We start from the raw sequence: 21,637 nt of genomic DNA, 5'->3' as shown, positions 1-21,637 counted from the left end.
TGCAGCATCTTGCGAGGTCACCATGGACACAGCACTGCGCAATCTATTGAACGAGCACGAGCGGGATGCCTTGTGCGATCTGTTTATGCACCATTACATGCCGGACATTCTGGGCGTATCGGGGTTGAATATGATCACGCCCGATCATCTGGATCGTTATTTCAAGACCGACACCCAAGCCACGTCGGCGGTCACCACCAGTTTCGTGGCCGAGGCACAGGCCTGCACGGTCAGCCATATCCACTCGATCTTCGACAATATCGAGCCCGGTTACGACGCGGACTTCCCTGCGGAACTGAAAGTGTTCTGGGAACAGGCCATGTCGAATTACTCGATGTGGGCGGCGTATCAGAAACTGGAAGATTACCCAGAAAACTACATTCGCTACGACCTGCGTCTGGATGCCACGGAGTTGTTCAAGCAGTTGACGGTCGATCTAGGCCAGGGACGCCTCAAGGACGAGACGATCTACACTGCCGTGCGCACCTACCTTAAAGGGTATGAACAGCAAAACAGTATCCGTGCCCAGTCCGGTTTCATCGACTATCGGGGGGGCTACCAGGATGGCGACCACTATACCGGCTATACCTTTGCCAACTCGGACTATTACTTGCTGGGCAGCGACAACGCCAGCCCGCCTCGTTACTACTGGCGCAAGGTCAAGGTACGCTTGGATCGGAGCTCCACGCATATCCTGCCGGATGCCTGGAGCGAATGGCAGGAGATCAAGGTGCCCACGGGTGGCACGCTGCTCGAGGCACGGCTGCTGTGGTTTGCTGGACGGTTGCAGTTGGTTTGGCTACAGCATGATGCGCGTGTCGAGGTGCCGGTGGAGCCGCCTGAAGATCCGCCAAAGGATCCGGACAAGCTCTGGCGTTACCCGCTGAAGCTGCAGCTTATCTATGTGGGCCTGGACAAGCAGTGGTCCGCGCCGGAGGTGCTGTGGGCGCGTGATGAGTTTGTGACGGTAAAGCAGAAGGACGGCGAAGAGCTGGCGCCCACGTTCGTCACGCAACTCGTGGCCACGGCGGTGGAGCGCGTTCGTGGCAGTGATGACCAGATGTTCGTTGCCCTCAAGTTCGGTGTTAACGTCGAGATGGCTAACGCCACGGAAGTGTTCAGCCTTCAGCGTGATGTGCTCAAGCGTGTCATATCAGACGACGCGTTCGTGGTTGGTGCCAGGAACAAGTTGTTTGACTACTTCTTTCCCTCGAGTAAAACGCACGCCGGCAAGCGCTACCTGCAGCGTCGTCTTGCGGACGCCGAGTATGAGCTGACGTCCGTCAAGCGCGATCCTCCAATTGATCCATTGAAACCTAGAAACCCCTACCTGAGCCTGGAGGCTTACCTCGAACAGCGCGGCGCGAAGCACTGGCTGTCCTTGCGTGGCCGCAGCAGTGAAGTACGGACAGTTCAGCAGCCGGCATGGGTGTACCTGTCTCACGTCACAACCATCGAGGACGGCAATCAGGTGCGCGTTGAAGTCAGCACCGGTCCGAACAATGAGCTGCGGTTCAGTTGCGCCCTTGCCAAGGAAACAGAGGGGTTGGCGGTGGTGCTCAAGCACGCCGAGTTGGCAACCGAGCTGATCCTGGACGAATTCAATGGCACCGCTTATGGCTGGTTGCAGTCCCAGAAGCCGGTCAAGCTGAAGAACCCGCGTCAGCTTGCCACCTATACCTTGCAGCAAATCAAAGACGGTGCGGGTTTCACGTTCAAGGTCGGAGGCGGCGACTGGACACCGCTGGTCAACGGCAACAACTTCATCACGGTGCACCCGCAAAACGATGCATCCGAAAAAATGAAGCTGAGCATAGGCTCCAGGCAGTGGGAAAATGAGCTGACGCTCAACGGTGCCGCGGCCACGGACTGGGTGGAATATGAAGTCTCGCAATTCGGATCACTCAATGTCACCTGGAGGCCCAGCGCAGACAACAGCCCGGATAACGACTTCAGCGTGACCGTGGCCGTCTATACAGACCCCACAGGCGCCTGGGTGCCCTATCTCGAATCGCAGGGCAGCGGCGTTGATTTCCTGGTCTTCGACAATCTAGGCAGTTCGGCAAACAAACTGACCGTTCGCCTCAACTCGCAGCAAGTCACGGACTTGATCAATCGAGCCGAAGTCTCGCCCCAGGCAGTGTTTGCCTGGGAAGCGCAACACCTGCGTGAGCCTGTCTACATGCCAACGCTCCGGGGGGATACCTACTTGGGCTGGCAGCGTAGCGACGAGGATCCTGCCCTGGGTTATTTCGATGCCTACGGTCTTTACCTGCGCGAGCTGTTTTTCTATGTCCCCCATGCCATCGCCTCGCGTTTGCAGGAAGAACAGCGCTTCGCCGAGGCCCGTGACTGGCTGGGGCTGATCTTCAATCCGCAGCGCCGGCAGCCACCAACCGAAGTGGTGGGCGTCGACTACTGGGGGTGTGCCTGGTTGTTGCACGACGATACCGACGCCCCCGGCCTCGAGCATCAGCTGGTCGATCCCCACGTCATTGCCTTGCACGCGCCCTCTCATTACCGCAAGGCAGTATTCATCCAGTACGTGCAGTTGCTGATCGATGAAGCGGACCTGGAATACCGTCAGCAGACGCGCGCCAGCCTGGCCAGGGCCTGGGACCTGTATCGCCGAGCCTCGGACTTGATGGGCGAGACCCCTGATGCCCGAACGATCAGCACCTGGGAACCGCAAACGCTCGCACAACTGCTCGAGGCCGGGCTCGATGAGCACGCGCTGTTGCGCCACGAACAGGCGGTGCAGCCCGCGGACCTGCCCAAGCGCCTGGACACCTTCCTTTGGGTTGGCGCAGCGGCGCATCCTGCGTTTCGGCTACCCATCAACCAGCAATTGCTGGATGTATGGCAAGTGCTCGACCATCGTCAATACAACCTGCGGCATTTCCTCAGTATCGACGGCAACCTGATGCAACTGCCGTTGTACGACCCGGTGGCCAACCCCTTCGACCTGTTGTTGGCGCGCATGGGTGGTGCTGGTGGCCCCTCGCACCTGCAAGGTCATCGCATGCTGGTGCCGCCGTACCGCTTCCGCGTGGTGGTTGCCAAAGCCCAGGAGACCGTGACGGCGCTGATGCAGTTCGGCGAGCAACTGCGCGGTTTCATGGAGATGGAGGAGCGCACCCAGCTCGAAGCCTTGCAGTTCGAGCATGCTGCGCAGATCGCCGGTTATGTCATCGGTATTCAGGAGCAGCTCTACGAACAGCAAGCGAAAACCCTGGAGGCCCTGGAAGCACAGCGCAGTGTTGTTACAGTGCAACGCGATCATTACCAGGCCCTGCTCGAAAAAGGCTTGAGTGCCCAGGAAATCGCGGCGATGGTCCTGGCTGGCCACGCCCGGTTGACGTCTACGGGCGCTGGTGTGTTGCAGTCGGCCGGGCAAATGCTGACCATGGCGCCCAATGTATTCGGGCTGGCCAATGGCGGGATGAATTTCGGCGCCGCCTTGATGGCCTTGGGTTATGGCGGGCAGATCTTGGCGGGCGCCGAGGACGTTGCGGCGGGCATACTGCGCGAAACGGCAGGCTACCAGCGTCGTGAGCAGGATTGGCGCTTGCAGTTCGCCCTGGCGGAAAAGAACCTGCTGGCCATCGACAAGCAACTGCAGGCGCAGAAACACGCTACCTTGGCCGCCAACCGCGCGCTGTTGCATAGCCGTCAGTTACTGGCACATGCCCAGCAGCTTCACGAGTTCTATCAGAACAAGTCGACCAGCGCGTCGCTTTACAGTTGGCTACGGGCGCAGGCCTCTGGTTGGTATGCGACCTGTTTCGATGTGGCCGTCAGCCTGTGCAATGCCGCCGAGGCCTGTTGGCAATTCGAAACCGGTCGCTATGACACGCGGATCCTGCGTCCGGTGGTGTGGCGCGCCGACCGCTACGGCCTGAATGCCTTCGGCGACCTGAAGATGGACCTGGAGCGCTTGCTGCAAGAGTGGTTGATGCGTAATGAGCGGCAACTGGAGATCCGCAAGGACGTGTCGCTGCAAGCATTGCTCCAGGAGGGCTTGGTGTGCGATGAGAACGGTACGGCGTATGACCCGGCAAAGGACACCGTGCAATCGATCCTCACCGGCAAAGGCGAGTTGTGGTTCACGCTGTCCGAAGACCTCTACAACCAAGACTACCCCGGTCATTACCAACGCCGATTGCACAGTGTGGCCTTGAGCATGCCGGCATTGCTGGGCCCCTACGAGAATGTACGCGTCGAGTTGCGCCAAAGCCAAAGTCGGTTGTTGATCGAGGCGGATATCGACGGCGTGAAGCACCTTTCGGCAAAAACTCCAGGCTCGGGTGACGATCGCTACGTGAGGCTGAGCCTGCGTCCGGGGCAGCGTACCTGTCACTCCATGGCAGACCGTGACACCGGAATGTTCAACTTCGACCCGTCCGATGAACGCTACCTACCGTACGAGGGCTGCGGGGCAGTGTCGACATGGCATCTGCACTTGCCGCTGCATGACCGTCAAGGCGGCATGCTCGCGAGTCTGAGCGACGTCATCGTCCATGTCGCCTATTACGCTTTGCGTGGAGATAGACAATTTGAACAGGACGTTAAACAGTTGCTCGAGACCGTGTCGCCGAGGGTAGCGAGTGATTCTGCGGCTTATTGAAAAGTGCCAGGTTCGGCGCCCCAGTTGGCGCGGACAAACCGGCGATGACGGATTGGGAACAAGGGAACGGACATGTCCAACATTAATGAACTGCAAGGCGCCAGCAACGTCGATGATGCTGCGAAAACACCGGGTCACAATATTGTCCTGGCGCCTAACTTCCCACCGGACAGCATTGATTGGCCGAACTCATGGTTCATGCGCGTGTTGCGTTCGCTCCTGAGCTTAGGGTCGTTCCGCTCACAACGGCAAACGACCGCGAACAAACCCTGGTTATGCAAGAGTTCGAGGTTCTCGACCGGGCCAGCCGACGATCCCTACATCAGAATTGGCGCGGATACCTGGGTTCGACAGGATATCGATCTGCCCATTGCCTATGAGCCCGGGGCCCAGGCTCAACCTGTGTACTACTTTGGCTGCAAGTACGATGTCGAGCGTTTCGACACCTGCTACGTGACCGTCTGGGCGCTAAGGGGCGATGCAGTCGGCGAGCAATTGTTGCGTCAGCCCTTGCAAGGCCTTGGCACGGCAGGAGAGCGGGAACAGGCACGTGCTTGGCAAAGGCTGACGCCATCAGCCTTGGATACGAGCAAGGTAACGGAAAAGCTAGAACGTGTCCGGGTACAGTTCGAAACACCCCGTCAAAACGGGGTGTCTTATCTGTACCTCACCGATGTGCAATTGCATGCGCACCTTGGCGAGCTCCGCCTGGAGAAACTGACGCTGCGCACCGATGACCCTGACGCGGCCGTGCCTGATCAGACCAAGGCACCTTATCTGCTGTGTCATGGTACCTCGTCGATCTTGAGCGTACAGGTTGCCAAGGATGATGCCTGGGAGGAACAGGGCTGCAGTTTGCAATGGCTGGGTGAGAGCAGCTTGCCACCTGAGCGCTATGGCGTGACGACGAGCCCATTACTCAATGTCAACGACGCCGATAAGCTCGACTCCTACCAGCCGTTGTCCGCTGGCGCGGATACAGATTGGCAACTCGAGCTGAGCGACGGATCTTGGCTGCAGTCCGGTGCGACCACCCTTGGCTTTGGCAGTTATTGGGTGGCCCCCAAGCATTCGTTTGCGGTGCAGATCGGCCACTTCCGACATGCCATCGGCAAGCTGGATGCCAGCAATGCCGCGCTGGTAATCGACCAGGGCGATAAAGCACAAGTGACCGCTAGGGTGAAGTCGCCATTTTCCGACGCTGGCCTGGCAGGTATCGAGGTGCACTGGAAAATCAATGGCAGTGACTACACAACGATCGTCACAGACGACAAGGGACAGTCGCTATTTGAGTACCCGCCGACCCGCGAGGATATCGATAGCAACGGCCAGATGGTGATCGAAGCCGAGTGTACCGATGTCTTCGGCCTGCCAAGCAGAGCCGCTCATGTATTCAATGTTTTCGAGACCAGTCCATGGCCTGCGCAAATGGAGTTCCTGCTCGATGGCGAGCGGATCGAAGCGTTCGAATGGGGGGAATTGCAGTTGATCTGCGGGGAGCAATACACGCTGACGCTGCGCCCCAAAGATAAAGAAAAGGACTTCCTTGGGAAGAAGGTGTGGCTGGACTGGCCGGACGGTGAAACCCTGGGGATCGACCTGGGCTCCAATGAGCCACGGGAGATGCTTACGACCGGGTTGGAGTGGACGATTACGGCTGGCTCGACTGAGCGTGGCATCTTTACGCTGCAAGCGCTGGTTGAAGATCTGAAAGTAGGCTTCGGGCTCAAGGGCGTGCAGATGCGTCCGTTGGCGGAGGAGCTCGAAGCTTTCGCCGCGCCGGTCTGTCGCAGAGGTGTTGCTTATACCCTGACGTTGCATGCCTTGGCTGATAGCCCGTTGACCCAGTTGCCACTCGAGGCGCGCCTGGTGTTCGAAAAGGATGGTGCGTTGGATGCCGGGGATATCAAGCCCGATTCCGCATTTACCACGTGGGCTCCGTTCGTGGCTGGGACTGCCGAGTGGGCGCTTACCGGCGAACCGAAAAGCGGTTGGTTCAAGTTGCACATCGAGACCATGGGCCTAGGTTCGGTCACCTTGCCGCGTTGCGCGATGATCTCGCCGCGTCTGGAGGATGAGTTCGTGATCACGCTGGGCGAATCGTCCGCCACGGAGCCGTTCATCCTCAGGTATGGCGACACGGCGAGTGCGCAGACCTTGAGCATTACGGCCAGGAGCGACAGCCCGGTGGCAGGGCTGGGTTTCGATTACCACCTGCAATTCGACGAACAAACCGATACGACGCGCAAAGAACATGTCGAAGCGATCCCCAGCTATGAAGTACCGCAAAGGTTGACGGAGGATGCCGAGCAATGGCACGCGCAATGGCAATTGACGGGTAAACGGGGAGCTGGAGTACTGCCGAGCGGTAAGTATAACTTAATCCTGGGCAGTGCCGGGTTTGTGCAGCCCTGTGTGGTGCGCGATGCGATCCTGATGTCTGAAGATCTGACGGACGAGGCCGTCCTGACATCGGTTGGCGACAACATCAATGGCACCGAGATCTACTGGAGCGAAGAAACCAGGGTGCTGAAATTGGAGCCCCGCAATGGAAGCCCCTTGGCTGAGCTGGGGGGGGAGGCGTCGCTCGAGTTTGTCAAGACCGGTTACCTTGATGCGACAGACGTGGGTGCGATCCCCGATTATGGCACGTTCAGAAAGTTAGGAGAGGACCTGGCCTGGGACATTACCGGGCAAATGGAAGGCGGAGAGTTTTCGCTGTTTGTCAAAATGCTGGGGTTTAAAAAGCCACTGTTGTGGAAAAAGTGTGCGGTGTTGTCCAGAAACCTGGGGCATGAAGGCGTACTGGTGGTAACCGGCTCTGAGGCATTGGCAGGCGGGTGTTTCTGGCTGGGAGAAATAGGCGAGATTAAGTATATCCCCCGCAAAGGCAGTGCGCTTTATGAGTTGGGCCTCAAAGCGAAACTACATTTTGTCAGCGTAGCGAATGGTGGGGTGGGCAGCGGCGATATAACGCCCACGCCAGGCTATGGCAGCGACAATGCGATTGAATTAAATGGCGTGACATGGAAAATGCAACCCATGACACAAACGGGTGGAGTTTTTAACTTGGAACTCGAACTGGAGAAGTTTTCGCAGCGGCTCAGGTTACCCGTGGCGGTATTGATGTCGAATGACTTGGCGAAAGAAATAGAATGGGTGCCTGATTATGAACCTCTTATCAGCCATCTGCCTCGCGATCTGCTCGTCAAGCATAAGAAGAATTCGCCTTTGGCAGCGCTTAAGTTGAGCCTGGTGCTGACAATCAAAGATGACAAGTACCCGACGAGTTGGAAGGCGGTGCCAGAGCTTGGCGGGAACAATGCAGTGGATGCGACAAAGGATTCTACCCTGTGGCGTGTGACTGGCACGGCACATGGCGGGAAGGGGGAGTTGAGCTTTAGTTGTTCACTGTTCAAAACACCGATCAAGGCTGGGACTCTTCATGTGCTTTGAGGCGCGATTGTATCTCCTTGGCGCATGCCTGCGCTAAACGCTGTTCATTACCTTGCCTGTGCTGGAGTCGAACATGCTGGAACCAGTGAGCGCCGTAGCCCCTGTCGCGGATGAGCGTGGATTTTCAGGTTCATCCACACTTGCCTTGCCCAAAGGTGGCGGCACCGTCTCCATCGGTGGCGGCATGTTGTCCGCCGGTGGCCCCGACGGTGCCGCCAGCTGGCAATTGCCGCTGCCATCGCCCAAGGGGCGGGCCTTGTCCGCCGAGCTGACGCTGCAGTATTCCTCCGGGGGCGGCAATGGGGCCTTCGGTGCGGGTTGGAACTGCCCGTTGCCCGCGGTCCTGCACATGACCCGCTTCGGTTTCCCGAAGTACGACGGCAACGATCGAATGTTCGGGCCCAATGGCGAGGAGATCCTGCGCGCAGGTGACGGCAAAACGAGGCAGTTACCGTTCTGGCCGGACTCACCGGACTTCACTGTCACCCCTTGGCGGGCGCGTACCGGCGGCCCAGCACAGTGCTTGGAGCATTGGGTGGCGAAAGACGTGGCTCAGGATCCGGGCTTCTGGTTGCAAAGATCGCCGGACGGCAGCCTGTCGCTGTATGGCTGGTCGGACACCGCGCGCCTGCGTGACCCGCAGGCGGCTGCACGTGTGGCCGGCTGGTACCTGGAGGAGGCCGTCTCGGCTGTCGGCGAGCACGTGGTGTATTGCTACCGCCTGGAGGACGAAGAGGGCTGCGACGCCGACGAGCGTGCCGCCCATCCACAGGTTCGCCATGTCTACCTCGATGCAGTGTATGCCAAGCCAATTTCCCCGTCGGACGCCTTGTTGCTGCCACAGAACGCCTTCGACCCAGGTCAGTTCAAGGAATTCACGCTGTTCGATTACGGCGAGCGCGGCGCCGATACCAGTGCGCCACCCTTGCTGGAAACCGACCAGAAGTGGCCGGTGCGCCAGGACCTGCATTCGTTCTGGCGCTATGGCTTCGAGGTGCGGATCCGCCGCCTGTGCCGCGACGTGCTGTTGTGGCGGCGCATGGGCACGACGCCGTATGAGGAAGGGAACACCCCGGTACTGGTTGAACGGCTGCACCTGAAATACGCCGAAGGCAGTGTGACCAGCTTGCTGGAATCTGCGCAGCAGGTCACCTACGACGCCCATACCCGGATGCCGCCGATGGAGTTCCAGATGATCCTCCCAGGCCGGGGGGCGCCTCGCTGGGAGGCCATGCCGGCCCTGGAGGGGTTCTGGGAGCAGGCCTGGCAACTGGTGGACTTGTTTGGTGACGGTGTACCGGGTCTGCTGTACAAAGGCAGCGGTGCCTGGATGTATCGTCGGCCGCAACGCCTGAGCACGCCAATCTGGCGTGGATTGACACCCGTGCGCGACGTTCCGTGGCGCTATGCGATCTTTCAGCGTTTGGAGGCGCGTGCGTTTGCTCGGTGGTTGGCCTCCAAGCCTGGCAGGGTGGAGCCCAAGGACGCGATCACTTGGGGCCCACCACAGCTGTTGCCGCTGCACCCCAGCATGAACGGCACCTTGACCGATCTGGATGGCGATGGTCGGCCGGAGTGGCTGGTCACCGGTAGCGTCCGTGGCAGCATCACCTTCAATCCGGACGGGCAGTGGAGCGCGCTGACCTCGCTGAAGGTGCCCGCGGAACTCGGCCACCCCCAGGCGCGGCTGGCCGACCTGACCGGCAACGGCCTGCAAGATGTCGTGCTGCTGCCGCTAGGCCCCCGGACGGTACGGGTTTACCCCGCCAATGGCAAGGCTGGCTGGTCTGCCGCAGTCACCCAGCAGTACCAGGGCAAACAGCGCTTGCCGTCGCTGGCCGCATCCGAACTGCAACTGGTGGCGTTCGCCGACCCGTGCGGCAGCGGCCAGCAGCATTTGCTGCGGATCACCGGCGAGGGGGTGACCCTGTGGCCGTCGCTGGGCCACGGCAAGTTCGCCGAAGCCGTGGCGATTCCTGGTTTCGCCGTGGCCAAGTTCAATGCCTCGCGGGTATGGCTGGCTGACACCGACGGCGCCGGTACCACGGATATCCTGTATCTGGAGCCAGAGCGCATCCGGGTGTTCGTCAGCCAATGTGGCAACCGCTATGTCGAAGGTAACAGTATCCCGGCCCCGGCCGGGGTGAGGTTCGATGCGACGTGCCAGTTGCAGGTTGCCGATATCCGCGGGCAGGGCACCGCCGACCTGCTGCTGACCGTGCCCCATGGCGGACCTGGCCTGCGGCCACGCAGCTGGTTGTTCCGCTTCAACGACCGGCGACCCTGGCTGCTCGAGCAGGTCGTGGACAATGCCGGTTCGCGCACCTTGCTCGAGTACCGCAGCTCGGCACAGGCCTGGCTGGACGAAAAGGCAGCGGCCGGCACGGGCACGCCTGCGGTCAGCTACCTGCCGTTCCCTGTGCACACCGTCCGCCGCGTGACCACGGTCAACGACATCACCGGGCTGTGCCTGGGCAGCGAGGCCACCTACCTGGGCGGTGTCTGGGATGCCGAGGAGCGCGAGTTCGCCGGCTTCAGCCGGCTGGTGCAGGTCGACAGTCATGACCGGGCAAGCATCACTGCCGCCGAGCTGTCGCCGCCGATGCGCACCTGCACCTGGTTCTACACCGGCCTGGAGGCGCACGACGGCAGCGCACAGGGGGCTTTCACCGACATGGAGAAAGACTTCGCCCCTGACACCGTGCGTTTCACGAGCTGGACCCTGGAGGGCGAGCAGGATGATGTACCTGCCCCGAATTCGGCCTTGCGGGCCTGGCTGTACCGGGCCGTGCGCGGCCAGGTGATGCGTACCGAGGTGTATGGGCAAGATGGCGCCGACCGCGCCGACCGGCCCTACAGTGTCACCCGCCAGCGCCTGCAGATTCGCGCCCACGCGCTGCCCGACACGCAACGTCCTACAGCGCTGGTCAGCACCGTGCAAGCGCTGTCGTTCGCCTGTGAGCGCATCACCGAGGATCCGCAGATTACCCAAACCCTCACGCTGAAGGCGGATGAATACGGCAACCCGCTGCAGAGTGTCGTCATTCATTACCCACGGCGGTTGACCGAGAAGGACCTGGCAGACGAGGAGCGTGACCGCAAGGTTTATCCGAAAGACCTACCGCAAGGGCTGATCGTCGACAGCATCGATCCCCAGCAATACACCTGTTGGCTCAACCTGACCTGGGCCACGCTGCACAATCTGGTGGCGAGCGACGACTTCGTCATCGGCCTGCCGGGGGCGACGCGTCGAGATGTGGTTCGACTGGAAGTGGCTGAGGTGCCCAAGGCAGGCTTCACCGTGGAAGGGTTGGCTGACTTCAAGTGGGATGATCCCAGTCGCACCAGCTTCGCCGGTTATGAAAAGGTCATCTGGCGCAAGGCCGATGGCACGGGCGTGAGCAGTACGCCATCGCGCCAGGCGCTCAAGGCCTACACCCGTACCGCGATGCTCGACAAGGCCGCGCTCGACGTGCTGCGGCCCACCTTTACCCAGACCTTGCGACAACTGGTCAAGGATGGGCTGGACAGGTCGGACACTGCCATGGACATGCTCGAGCGGATGCGCCTGCGTGTGCCCCGCCCACAGCCTGATGTGTTGTACGCGCTGGTGGCCGCCTATGCGCCAGTAGGGGCGCAGGATGAAGCGGCTTGTCGGGCGCTGCGCGGCGCACTGAAATCAGCCATTTCAGTGCAATCCTTGCAGCAACTGTTGCTCGAGACCGAAGCGCAAGAGCTGCCACAAGGGCTACAAGCGCGCCTGCGCGGGACTAGTCGCGTGCCGGATGATGCGCTATGGGCAGTAGTGACCTGGTACCTCGACCAGGAAGCTGGCGTGCGTGCGGGAATCGAAGCCCACCTCGATCTATTGGCTGGCGAACCGGACGAGGCAGAGCACCTGCAAACGTTGCGCGCCACGCTGTCCAATCGGCTGGCGCAGAGTTACGCCAGCCAAGAAGGTTTTCTTGCTCAATTGGACAACGCGCTCCAAGCGCCAGAGGTATTCTGGCCGATCGTGCTCTGGGTGTCGGAACGGGCGGATGCCGACCTGCAAGCGCAGGCCAGAAGCTGGCTGGACGACGTTGCGCAGGTGCTGGATAGCCGAGTGCAGGAGGAGTCGCTGGAGGCGTTGCTCAAGCGTGGCGGCTATGTCGCCATGAACCGCCCGCCCGAGGATGGGGAACTGGAAGATCCCCATGACCCAGACGATCGCGGCGCACCGGGCATCCCCTGGGGGCCTGCGATCGAGGAGGCTTATTGCGGCCATCACGATATTACCGGGTACCTGCCTGCTGAGCGCTTCTGGTTGCCAGCGCGCACCCAGGGCAGCACCCAGGTCGGCCCCAGCGAGTTGCGCTACAGCACCCACGATATAGCCGTGCAGGCAGTGATCGATGCGGCAGGCCTGACGACCAGCGTCGAGGCGTACGACTGGCGCTTCGTCGTCCCGGTGCGGATCAAGGATCCCAACGACAATACCCATGAGGTTGAGCTGGACGCATTGGGTCGGGTCATGTCGACACGGTTCTACGGCACTGAAACCCCAGCGGGTAGTGATAAGCCTGTCGAGGTAGGTTACAGCAAAGATGTTGTGTTCCTGGCGCCGCTCACCGTCGACGCCGCGGTCGCGTTGAACGACAGCAAGCAGGTCCCGGTGGCCGAGGCGTTTACCTATGTCGCCGATACCTGGATGCCATGGGCGCTGCGCGCAGATGGCAGTGTCGACCGTGAGCGGCGCTATGGTGCACTGGCCTGGCAACGCGATGCACAGCGCCTGCGCAAGGATGGCATCGTGCCACAGATGAGCGGGCAAGCACCGCCCCATGTGATCCATATCCAGACCGATCGCTACGACCTCGACCCCGAGCAACAGGTGCGTGTGGCGGTGCTGCTCAATGGTGGCGGGCAATTGTTGCAGACCGCTCGGCTCAACCCACCCGGCGAAGCCTATGTGCGCACCGAGGCAGGCGGCCTGCAACTGGATGATCAGGGCCGCGTGGTGCTGGCGGATACGCCTGTGCGTTGGGCCGTCAGCGGCAAGACCGAGTACGACAACAAGGGCCAGGCGGTGCGCCAGTGGCTGCCGTTTTACCTGGATGACTGGCGTTGGCTGCGTGATGACAGCGCGCGTGAGGGGATCTACGCCGACACCCATGTGTATGATGCCCTGGGGCGCGAGACCAGGGTCGTGCGCGCCAACGGCGAACAGGTTGGCGAAACCTGGGTGAACTACGAATACCGCACGCGGCTGTATCCCTGGTTCACCGTGGTGTACGACGAAAACGACACCTGGGCCGAGGTCATCGAGCGAGCGGGAAACATATGATCACCGCCAAGGGCCGGTAACAACGGTCGAGTACCTGGTGGCCGGGAGCTGGGCACCTTGGACGTTGCGCGACGCATGCTGGGCAAGGGTTCCCTCTGCTCAGAAGGTTTGCGCGGTAATGCAATGCAAGCTCCCTTTGACGGAGATTTGCAAATGTACCCGTACCAACGCCTTACCCCATGGGCACGGGGCCTGCTTGGCCTGACGTGGGTGTGCATAAGCGCCGTTTCCCAGGCTGGCGCTCTATCAGCAGCGGATCCTTTTGACCAGGCGCTGCAGGCGCGCATGGACCAATGTCAGCAACGCTTGGCCATCCTCGAGCGATCGATGATCGAGTTCCTCGAGGATATCGAGCAGCGCTTTGGCGCCGAACTACGCCGCAAGGCGCAGTTGCAACATTTGGAACGTGACATGCTGGAAAAAATCAAAGCGGCGAAGGCCCTGTATGGAAATCCACCCAACCGACCCGAGCATCGTCTGTATATTCAAGGCCTTGAAAGCGAGCACAGTCAGATCCAACGTAGCTTGCGCGCGGCGCTGGATGCCGAGAAACGGGTGGCGGCAGTCAAGCCCTGGCAAAGCTTGGCGCGGGTGCGCAGCCATGGCAATGGTACGGTACTGGACGATTGGGGCTTCGCCGTCCAGCAATGCGCCCGTCAGCCGAGCAATCAAGCGCGCTGCCGCGTCCAGGAAGTTCAGCCGTTGCAACAGCAGCTCAGCCGTGCATTGAGCGAAAGTTACCAGCTGCTCTATGACGCCGAACCGCCTCTGCGCCGCGTGGCTTTCCAGTTCTCCTCGAGCTGGCCCAACGATTGCACTGCCGTCACGCCTTGATCTCAGGGCCCGCCGTGGATCTTGCGGCGGGCCCCACCTATCGCCGCAATGTCTTTCCCGCTGACCGGGGCTCCGGTTGTTCGCGGGCCGCTTGCTGATGTCGCAGCTTGGGCTTGATGCCGTTCCGTCCGTGCTTTTCGCTGGTTTCCTACGCCGTGCGACCGACGCTACTTACGCTCGATGGGATTTGTTCCTGCTGATCCAAGAGGTCCGCCAGCGCGCACAGTGGCGCTGCCAAGAAGTAGTCAATAAACACGAGCTGCTAAGCCTGGCAAGCCTGGCAAGCCGGGCGAGGCTCGAGCTACTGCCTGAAGCGCGATCGATACTCGACCGAAAAGGAATGACCTCATGTCCGAAATTGTCTCTTACACCAACCGCAACATCCTGCTGGAAAGCCAGATTGATGAGCAAGTCGAGGCCCTCATCCGCGCCAACCCGCTGCAGTTGCCAGCGGCCAACGCACCGTTGGTTACTACCTTCAAGAAAAAGCTGGAGGGCAACTATGAGATTGCCCGTGCCAAGACTGATACCGATCACGCAATCGAACTGCTGTATATCGCCTATAACACCACCCCTCAGGAACAAGGCGCCATCCGTATCAGAATCGCGAGGATCATGAATGAGTTGATCCGCGCGCAGCAGGACAGCGAGCGCACCATCAAGGGCGCCGCACGTATCGCCGCACGTATCGGTCGACAACTCAACGATCAGTTGCCGGACTGGCTGGATGTGCGCGAAGAGGCTGACGCGGCAGAAATCCGTGCCTTTGTCAGCGGCGATCTGCTCGAGCTGGCCAAGGGGATCGTCGATGATGCGGCGACCGTGCAGTTCAGCCTGGGTACCATTGTCGACCGCTACGAGCAAATTCTGCGTGATGTAGAGGCGGTGATGGCCGATAGCGAGCTGGCCCTGAGCGAGACCATCGAAGCCAACCAGCGGATCAAGAAGGAGATCGTCGAATCGACGGCCAAGCGTGAACAACTGGACAAGCTGGTCAGCGAGCTCAAACAGCAGGTCGACAGATTCGAAAAGCTGGCCAGCCAATATGGCGCGCAAGCCGACAGCGCCGAGAAGAAAGCATTCTGGGCCTCGCTGCTGAAAAACCTGACCCAGGTATTGGCTGCCGTGGTTCCGCTGGCTGCCATTGGCGCCTCGGGCGGAGCGGGCGCGCTGATGGGGGCCGCCACGGTCGGCTCGTTGGGCCGTCAGTCCAATGGCAGTGTCGACCCCGGCAAACTGGTGGAAAAGGCCAGGCTGGAAGGCCTGCGTGATAGTCAGGCTGATATCGTCGAGGCGTTGTCGCGTAAAGTCGACGAGCTGAATGCGCAGCGCGAGGCAGCCACCAGCGAGTTGGAGAGGGAAACGTTGGACAAGAGCCTGGCGCAAGCACGTGCCGAGCTGGAGGCGGCCAAGAAGAAACTGGGTGGCCTCGAGCAGCAAGTGGCCGGACTGTTGCGTGAGCTGTCGGACGCCGCCGCCGATTTTGGCGAGCAGATGAAAGAGCAGGCCATGACACTGCGTGAGCTGGAGCGGCAAATGCTCGACAACGTGGAGAAATACGAAAACGCGAGGCGCGAGCAGGCCGCCGAGCTGGTTCGTATCACCATTCTGCTCAATGGCCAGCGCGACGAGCAGCAGAGCATCGAGTTGGCGGTGAAGTCGCTGAACCTCAGTGTTGCGGCGCTCAAGCGCAGCAAGGAAATCGTCGAGGAAATCGCCTTCTTCTTCAAATCCTTCGCGGACTTCATGCAACTGATCATCGATGACGCGCAGGAGCGTGTGGACGATTATGATCGGGCGGGCAGCAGTGAATCGCTGCGTCGCAACCGCCTCAATCAGCTGATTGCCACCACCGATCGTTTCTTCGTCACCCAGGCAGGCCAATGGCATGCGGTCGGCGCCGTGTCTGCCGAGTTCGCGCAAATCTTCAACGACGGCTGGAGCAAGTTGAACAAGCTGTCGGGCAGTTACATCACGGGCGACGAACTGAAGGCTTATCTGGTTCAGGCCTCTCACCAGCTCAAGGTGATTGCCGAGGATCGAGAGGCGGCCAGCAACCAACGTATCGCCTCGCTCAACGACTACCGTGCTGAGTTGGAACGCAGGGCTTCCCAGGGTTGAGGGCCTGTGGGTCATCGAGAAACCGCCTTCGAGGCGGTTTCTGTTTTTTCACGTCGGGCTTGCGCAGGCCTGTTTCAATAACGCAGTTCCACGCCTACATACGCCCCGATCCCATCCCCGGGCCAGAACGATGCAGTGTCTTGCCCCTGGGCGTTGTACACCGGCGTCACCGCCGTGACGTAGGCCTTGTTCGCCAGGTTCTTCAGGTCCAGCGAGACTTTCCAATTGCCCTTGGGCGCTTCATAGCCCAGGTTCGCCCCCCAGATTGTGTAGGACGGCGCATACAGGCTGTTGGCATAGTCCACCGCCGTGCGTGACGCCGACTGCACATTGATGCCGGTGTACCAGCCGCTGTGGTCCTGGTACTGCAACTCGCCCTGGTAGATGTGCTTGGGCACGCCAGGCAACTGGTTGTCGCCGAAGGTGGTGTCGTGCCGGTAGTAGAAGTCGTTGTAGGTGTAGGCCTGGCGCCAGCGCAGCAGGTCGCCCTGGTCGTTTTCCCACAGTCGTGTGTTGAGCCCGGCCTCGATGCCCTGGTGAATGGTCGGCGAGGCGTTGAACGCGCCGGTGACCGCGGCCGAGGTGGCGCTGGCGGGGATGATCTGCACGTTCAGCAGTTCGTCGTGGATCCACGAACGGTACAGCGCCAGGCTGCCGTCGAAGATGCCATGAGAGCCCTTGATGCCGACCTCGAAGGTGTTGGCCTTCTGCTCCACCAGCGGGCGCACGTAGGGCAGGGTCGGGCCGGAGCCGGAGTACTCCCAGGTGGCGGGCGGATCGATGCTGCGGCTGAAGTTGCTGAACACCTGCAGGTTCGGCGCGAATTCGTAGCGCAGGCCGATGCGCGGGGCGACGCTCCAGTTGTCGTAGTCGACGTGCTGCGGGAAGTCGGTGCGGTTGGCGTTCACCGCGTAGTCGATGTCGATCTTGCGCCGCACATTGATGAACGACACGCCGCTGGTCAGCCACAGGCCGTCGACCAGGTTGAGGTCGTTGCCCAGGGCGATGACCCGGTCGAACGAGTCGGTGTAGTCGACTTTCTTCAGCGGCACTTTGTCGCCGGTGGCCGAGTTGACCCCGCCGCGCAGGTGCTGGGTGGAGGTGAAGGCGATATTGCTGCGGCTTTCATGGCCGAACAGGTAGTCGGTGCGGTCGTAGCCCAGCAGCAGGCCGAGGTCGTGCCAGTCCCAGTAGCTGGGGTTGCTCGGGCTGCGCGGGCTGTTGGCGTGGCGGTAGTCGTGGTAGGACAGGCCGACGGTCAGGCGGGCGTCGTCGTCGAAGGTGTAGGTGGTCTTGCTGCCCAGCCAGATGCTGCCGGGGCGGCGGGCGCCGTTGCCGCTGCTTTCGGCGGTGGCGCTGGCACGGCGCGGGTGATGCAGGGCGGCATCCAGGGTGGTGGCGCTGGGGTCGTTGTGCACTTCGTCGCGATAGCGCAGCAGCACGCGGGTCTCGAGTTTCGGGCTGAAGCGGTAGCCGGCGTTGGCGACGATGCCAGAGCTTTGCGACAGGCTGTAGTCGCGGTAGCCGTCGTTGCGGTAGTTGTCGGCCTGCAGGTAATAGTCGAGGTCGCCCTCGACGCCGCCGTAGCTGATGCTCTGCTTCTGGTAGCGGTAGCTGCCGGCCTCGGCGCGCAGGCGCAGGCCGGGGGCGGTGTAGCCGCTGTGGTTGACGAAGTTGACCGCGCCGCCGAGGGTCAGGGCGCCGTACTGGAAGGCGTTGGCGCCGCGCAGGATTTCGGTGTAGTTGACGCCGCTGGCGTTGAGGAACTCATAGGGGGTGCCGCCGGGGCCGGTCAGCGGCAGGCCATCGAAGAGGAACTTGAGCCCTTCGCGAAAGTAGCCCGGGGAGGTGTTGGCGCCCGAGCCGCGCACCGAGATCTTCGCCGCGTCGTTGCCGCCGGTGGATTGCACGAACACACCGGGCTGGTAGGCGAGGGTGTCCTGCAGGGTGGCGGTACGGCCTTTGCCCACTTCTTCGCTGTCGGCCACGCTGGTACCGCCGGGTACCTCGGCCAGGACGCTGCTGGCTTTTTGTACTTCAGTCTGCTTGGCGCCTTGCACCGTCACCGTGCCGAGGGTCGGGTCGGCGGCCAGCACCGGGAGCGGTGCCAGCAGCGCGGTGGTGGCCAGGGCGGCGCGGCGGATCGCCAGGCGCAAGGGGAGGGGATGGATCGCACGCATCGTTGTATTCCTTGTAAAACATCGTAGGTCCTCGGCGTTCTATGGGAATAGTCAGGCCAGTCGGAGAAGGTACAGAGCAGGTTCTGTGCCAGATGAGTGGCTGCCCTGAAGTTATGGGCAGTCACCCTGTTGTCGAACAATAAGCCTGAACAGTCAGCGACGAATTGTTGAACGGATGTTGTTTGGCGAACAGCCGCGGTTATATATAAATGCCCAAATTGTTCGCGATCTTTTTTGCCGCTCCTGGTTTTCTGTCGTGCCATGAAAGTATTGCCGTAGAGCGGTCTGGGCGGGTGGTTTGGATGTTGACCAGGCAACACCGATTGAACAGTTTGTCGTGTTTAAAGATGGTGTGCGCATCGCCTGATCAATAAATAAGGCTTTTTAACCCTGGCACGACTAGTGCAATACCCCAGCTGTCGATCAGCGAAAGTGTGGGTATTACATGAGGCACTTTATTCATCGAGCCACATTGGCCAGTCTGTTCTGCCTGGCCACTTGCTCCCCCGCCACGCCAGCGGACACCGCCAGCGGCCTGAAGGGCGAGGCGGTCAGCGAGGCGAGCGGCGTGCTGCGCTATCCCGCCAGCGACTTCGTCGAACAGCGCCCCGGTGTGCGTGGCGGCACCTTGCGCGTTTCCGCCGCCAGTGATGCCGGCAGCTTCGATATCCATGCCTTGTCCAACGGTAATATCCAGTGGCTGGGCCGCATCCTGTTCGACTGCCTGGTATACCAGGCCGAGGACGGCAGCCTCACGCCGTGGCTGGCGAAAAGCTGGGACATCAGCGCCGATGGCCTGACCTACACCTTCCACCTGCGCGACGACGTCACCTTCAGCGACGGCGAGCGCTTCAATGCCGAGGCGGTGCGGGTCAACCTCGAGCACATGCGCGACCCACGCACCAAATCGCCCCTGACCGCCGCCTACATCGCGCCCTACCTGAGCGGCCGGGTGATCGATGAATACACTTTCGAAGCGACCTTGCGCGCGCCTTATGCGCCGTTCCTCGATGTGCTGGCCCAGGCCTGGCTGGGGATGATCTCGCCGCGGCAGATCCTCGAGGCGCCAAAGACCATCGCCAGCCAGCCGATCGGCACCGGGCCGTTCGTGCTCGGCGCCTGGACCCGCGACCAGGGTGCGCGCTTCGAGCGGCGTGAGGGTTATCGCTGGGCGCCCGCGGCGATCAACCACCCTGGCGAGGCTTACCTGGACCGCATCGAGCTGAGCTACGTGCCCGAAGCGATGATCCGCTATACCGCGCTGGAGGCCGCCGACAGCGACATGGCCCTGGACGCCCCGGCACAGAACGCCGCCGCGATACGCGCCAACCCGGCGCTGACCCTGCGCAACCGTATCCGCAAGGGCAATCCGTCGCGCAGCATCACCTTCAACGTCGAGCGACCACCGTTCGACGATGTACGGGTACGCCAGGCGGTGGCCAAGGCCATCGACCGCGACGGGCTGGCGTGGATCTCGGGCTTTGGCGAATACCTGGCCAAGGGCGACTTCCTCGCCGTCAACACCCCGGGCTACGACCCGGTGGCCCGCGATGCGCTGGCCTACGATCCGCTGGCCGCCGGCCGCCTGCTTGATGCCGCAGGCTGGACCGGACGTGACCGTGAGGGCTTTCGTACCCGTGACGGCCAACGCTTGCGCGCCACCTTGCTGACCTATGACAACCCGGCGTTCCCGGCCAATGTCCCGGTCGCCGCCCAGGCTGATTTGCGCAAGATCGGCTTTGACCTGCAGATCGAGCTCCTGCCCATCTCCAAGGTCATGGAACTGCGCTATGCAGGCCAGTTCGACGCCTTTGGCGGCGGCTACTGGCATACCAACACTGCCGATGGGCTGTTCATTCTCTACCACAGCGATTCGATTCCCTCGGCACGGATGCTGGGCCAGAACGTCGGCCATTTCCGCGACGCCAGCCTCGACCGCCTGCTCGGCGAGGCCCGTCGCAGCACCGATCCGGCGCAACGTCGCGCGCTGTATCGCCAGGCCCAGCAGCGCCTGGGCGAGACCGTGCCGGCGGTGCCCTCGGTGGAAAGCCAGATGCTGGTGGCCTACCGCAACGCGGTGGGTGGCGTGCTGTTCGACGGTTCGCACAACGTTCCCCTGTTCACCAGCGTGTGGCTGGCCAAGGAGCAACCATGAACGTGCTGATGATTTTTCTACGCCGCCTGCGCGACGGCGTGATCGTGCTGTGGGCGGCGGCCAGCCTGACCTTCCTCGGCGTGCAGCACAGTGGTGGCGACACCGCGCTGGCCATCCTCGGCGGCCCGGATGCCATGCCCACCCCAGAAATGCTCGCCCAGGTGCGCGCCGAGTACGGCCTCGACCAACCGCTGTGGGTGCAATACGGCCGCTACGTGGCGCGCCTGGCCCAGGGCGATCTGGGCGAGTCGTACCGCTTGCGGGTACCGGTGGGCCAGGCCATCGGCGAGCAGGTCGGCGCGACCCTGGCCCTGGCCAGCAGCGCGGCATTGCTCGCGGTCTTGCTGGCGCTGTGCTCGGCGCTGCTCACCGCCAACCGCGGGCGACGTCTGCGCGCGCTGGTCTCGGGTATCGAGCTGGTGCTGTCGTCTGCGCCCAACTTCGTCATCGGCACGCTGCTGTTGCTGGCGTTTGCCTTCCACTTCCACCTGTTGCCGCCGTCCGGCTCGCGCGGTTGGCGCTCGCTGGTGCTACCCAGCGTGGCCCTGGCGCTGCCGATCGCGGCGGTGCTGGCCCAGGTGCTGCGCCAGTCCCTGGAACAGGTGCTCGAGCAGCCCTTCATCACCCAGGCCCGCGCCCGTGGCATGGGCGACACCGCCGTGCGCCTGCGCCATGCCCTGCGCCACGCCCTGGTGCCGCTGGTGACCTTGGCCGGTTTCGTCTTCGCCAGCCTGCTCGGCGGCGCGGTGGTGCTGGAGCTGCTGTTCGGCCGGCAGGGCATTGGCCGGCTGATGCTCGACGCCACCACCAACAAGGACGTGCCACTGGTGCTTGGCGTGACCCTGCTGGCGGCGACCCTCTACGTGCTGGTCAACCTGCTGGTGGACTTGGCGACCCAGGCCATCGACCCGCGCACCGCGCGCCACTGATTTCAGACA

The 21,637-nt window shown here is 61.8% G+C and carries 8 protein-coding genes; 7 read left to right on the top strand and 1 reads right to left on the bottom strand.

The annotated features are described in order from the left end of the window. Window positions 1–22: 22 nt before the first annotated feature. From E3U47_RS16045 to E3U47_RS16025, 5 genes are all read left to right on the top strand, one after another. Entirely contained in the window at window positions 23–4,627 is a 4,605-nt protein-coding gene (locus E3U47_RS16045) for a neuraminidase-like domain-containing protein (protein WP_134692667.1), read from the top strand. Between the two features lie 72 nt (window positions 4,628–4,699). Next, a complete protein-coding gene (locus tag E3U47_RS16040) occupies window positions 4,700–8,083 on the top strand; it encodes a hypothetical protein (protein ID WP_134692666.1) in 3,384 nt (1,127 codons plus the stop codon). A gap of 73 nt (window positions 8,084–8,156) precedes the next feature. Beyond that, window positions 8,157–13,409, top strand: a complete 5,253-nt coding sequence (locus E3U47_RS16035) for a SpvB/TcaC N-terminal domain-containing protein (RefSeq protein WP_134692665.1) — start codon at window positions 8,157–8,159, stop codon at window positions 13,407–13,409. Window positions 13,410–13,736: 327 nt separating this feature from the next. Further along, on the top strand, window positions 13,737–14,243 hold the full coding sequence (locus E3U47_RS16030) for a hypothetical protein (protein ID WP_134692664.1): 507 nt from the start codon (window positions 13,737–13,739) through the stop codon (window positions 14,241–14,243). A gap of 348 nt (window positions 14,244–14,591) precedes the next feature. Next, window positions 14,592–16,364 (top strand): tyrosyl-tRNA deacylase, encoded by a 1,773-nt coding sequence (locus tag E3U47_RS16025; RefSeq protein WP_134692663.1) that lies wholly within the window; start codon window positions 14,592–14,594, stop codon window positions 16,362–16,364. 74 nt (window positions 16,365–16,438) lie between these two features. On the opposite strand, the gene E3U47_RS16020 is transcribed toward E3U47_RS16025, so the two are convergent. Next, window positions 16,439–18,544: a TonB-dependent receptor domain-containing protein gene (locus tag E3U47_RS16020; RefSeq protein ID WP_134692662.1), complete on the bottom strand. Its 2,106-nt coding sequence runs from the start codon at window positions 18,542–18,544 to the stop codon at window positions 16,439–16,441. A 445-nt stretch (window positions 18,545–18,989) separates the two neighbouring features. Between E3U47_RS16020 and E3U47_RS16015 the strand changes: the two genes are divergently transcribed. Together E3U47_RS16015 and E3U47_RS16010 are read left to right on the top strand one after the other, a co-directional pair. Continuing rightward, window positions 18,990–20,699 carry an ABC transporter substrate-binding protein gene (locus E3U47_RS16015; protein ID WP_134692661.1) on the top strand — a complete coding sequence of 570 codons (1,710 nt, stop codon included), beginning with the start codon at window positions 18,990–18,992 and terminating at the stop codon, window positions 20,697–20,699. After that, window positions 20,696–21,628, top strand: coding sequence for an ABC transporter permease (locus tag E3U47_RS16010; protein WP_134692660.1), 933 nt, complete (start codon window positions 20,696–20,698; stop codon window positions 21,626–21,628). Before E3U47_RS16015 ends, E3U47_RS16010 begins: the two co-directional genes overlap by 4 nt. Window positions 21,629–21,637 lie beyond the last annotated feature (9 nt).

Origin of the sequence: Pseudomonas sp. RIT623 (assembly GCF_004519305.1) — a bacterium.
In the GTDB taxonomy this organism is placed as follows: Bacteria; Pseudomonadota; Gammaproteobacteria; order Pseudomonadales; family Pseudomonadaceae; genus Aquipseudomonas.
Note: the sequence above shows the minus strand (reverse complement) of the source record. Positions and strands in the feature narration are given on the sequence as shown.

What these genes read in the sequence shown, in the direction of transcription:
- E3U47_RS16045 (WP_134692667.1), top strand. Translation starts at nt 23, where the DNA reads ATGGACACAGCACTGCGCAATCTATTGAACGAGCACGAGCGGGATGCC.
- E3U47_RS16040 (WP_134692666.1), top strand. Translation starts at nt 4,700, where the DNA reads ATGTCCAACATTAATGAACTGCAAGGCGCCAGCAACGTCGATGATGCT.
- E3U47_RS16035 (WP_134692665.1), top strand. Translation starts at nt 8,157, where the DNA reads ATGCTGGAACCAGTGAGCGCCGTAGCCCCTGTCGCGGATGAGCGTGGA.
- E3U47_RS16030 (WP_134692664.1), top strand. Translation starts at nt 13,737, where the DNA reads ATGATCGAGTTCCTCGAGGATATCGAGCAGCGCTTTGGCGCCGAACTA.
- E3U47_RS16025 (WP_134692663.1), top strand. Translation starts at nt 14,592, where the DNA reads ATGTCCGAAATTGTCTCTTACACCAACCGCAACATCCTGCTGGAAAGC.
- E3U47_RS16020 (WP_134692662.1), bottom strand. Translation starts at nt 18,544, where the DNA reads ATGCGTGCGATCCATCCCCTCCCCTTGCGCCTGGCGATCCGCCGCGCC.
- E3U47_RS16015 (WP_134692661.1), top strand. Translation starts at nt 18,990, where the DNA reads ATGAGGCACTTTATTCATCGAGCCACATTGGCCAGTCTGTTCTGCCTG.
- E3U47_RS16010 (WP_134692660.1), top strand. Translation starts at nt 20,696, where the DNA reads ATGAACGTGCTGATGATTTTTCTACGCCGCCTGCGCGACGGCGTGATC.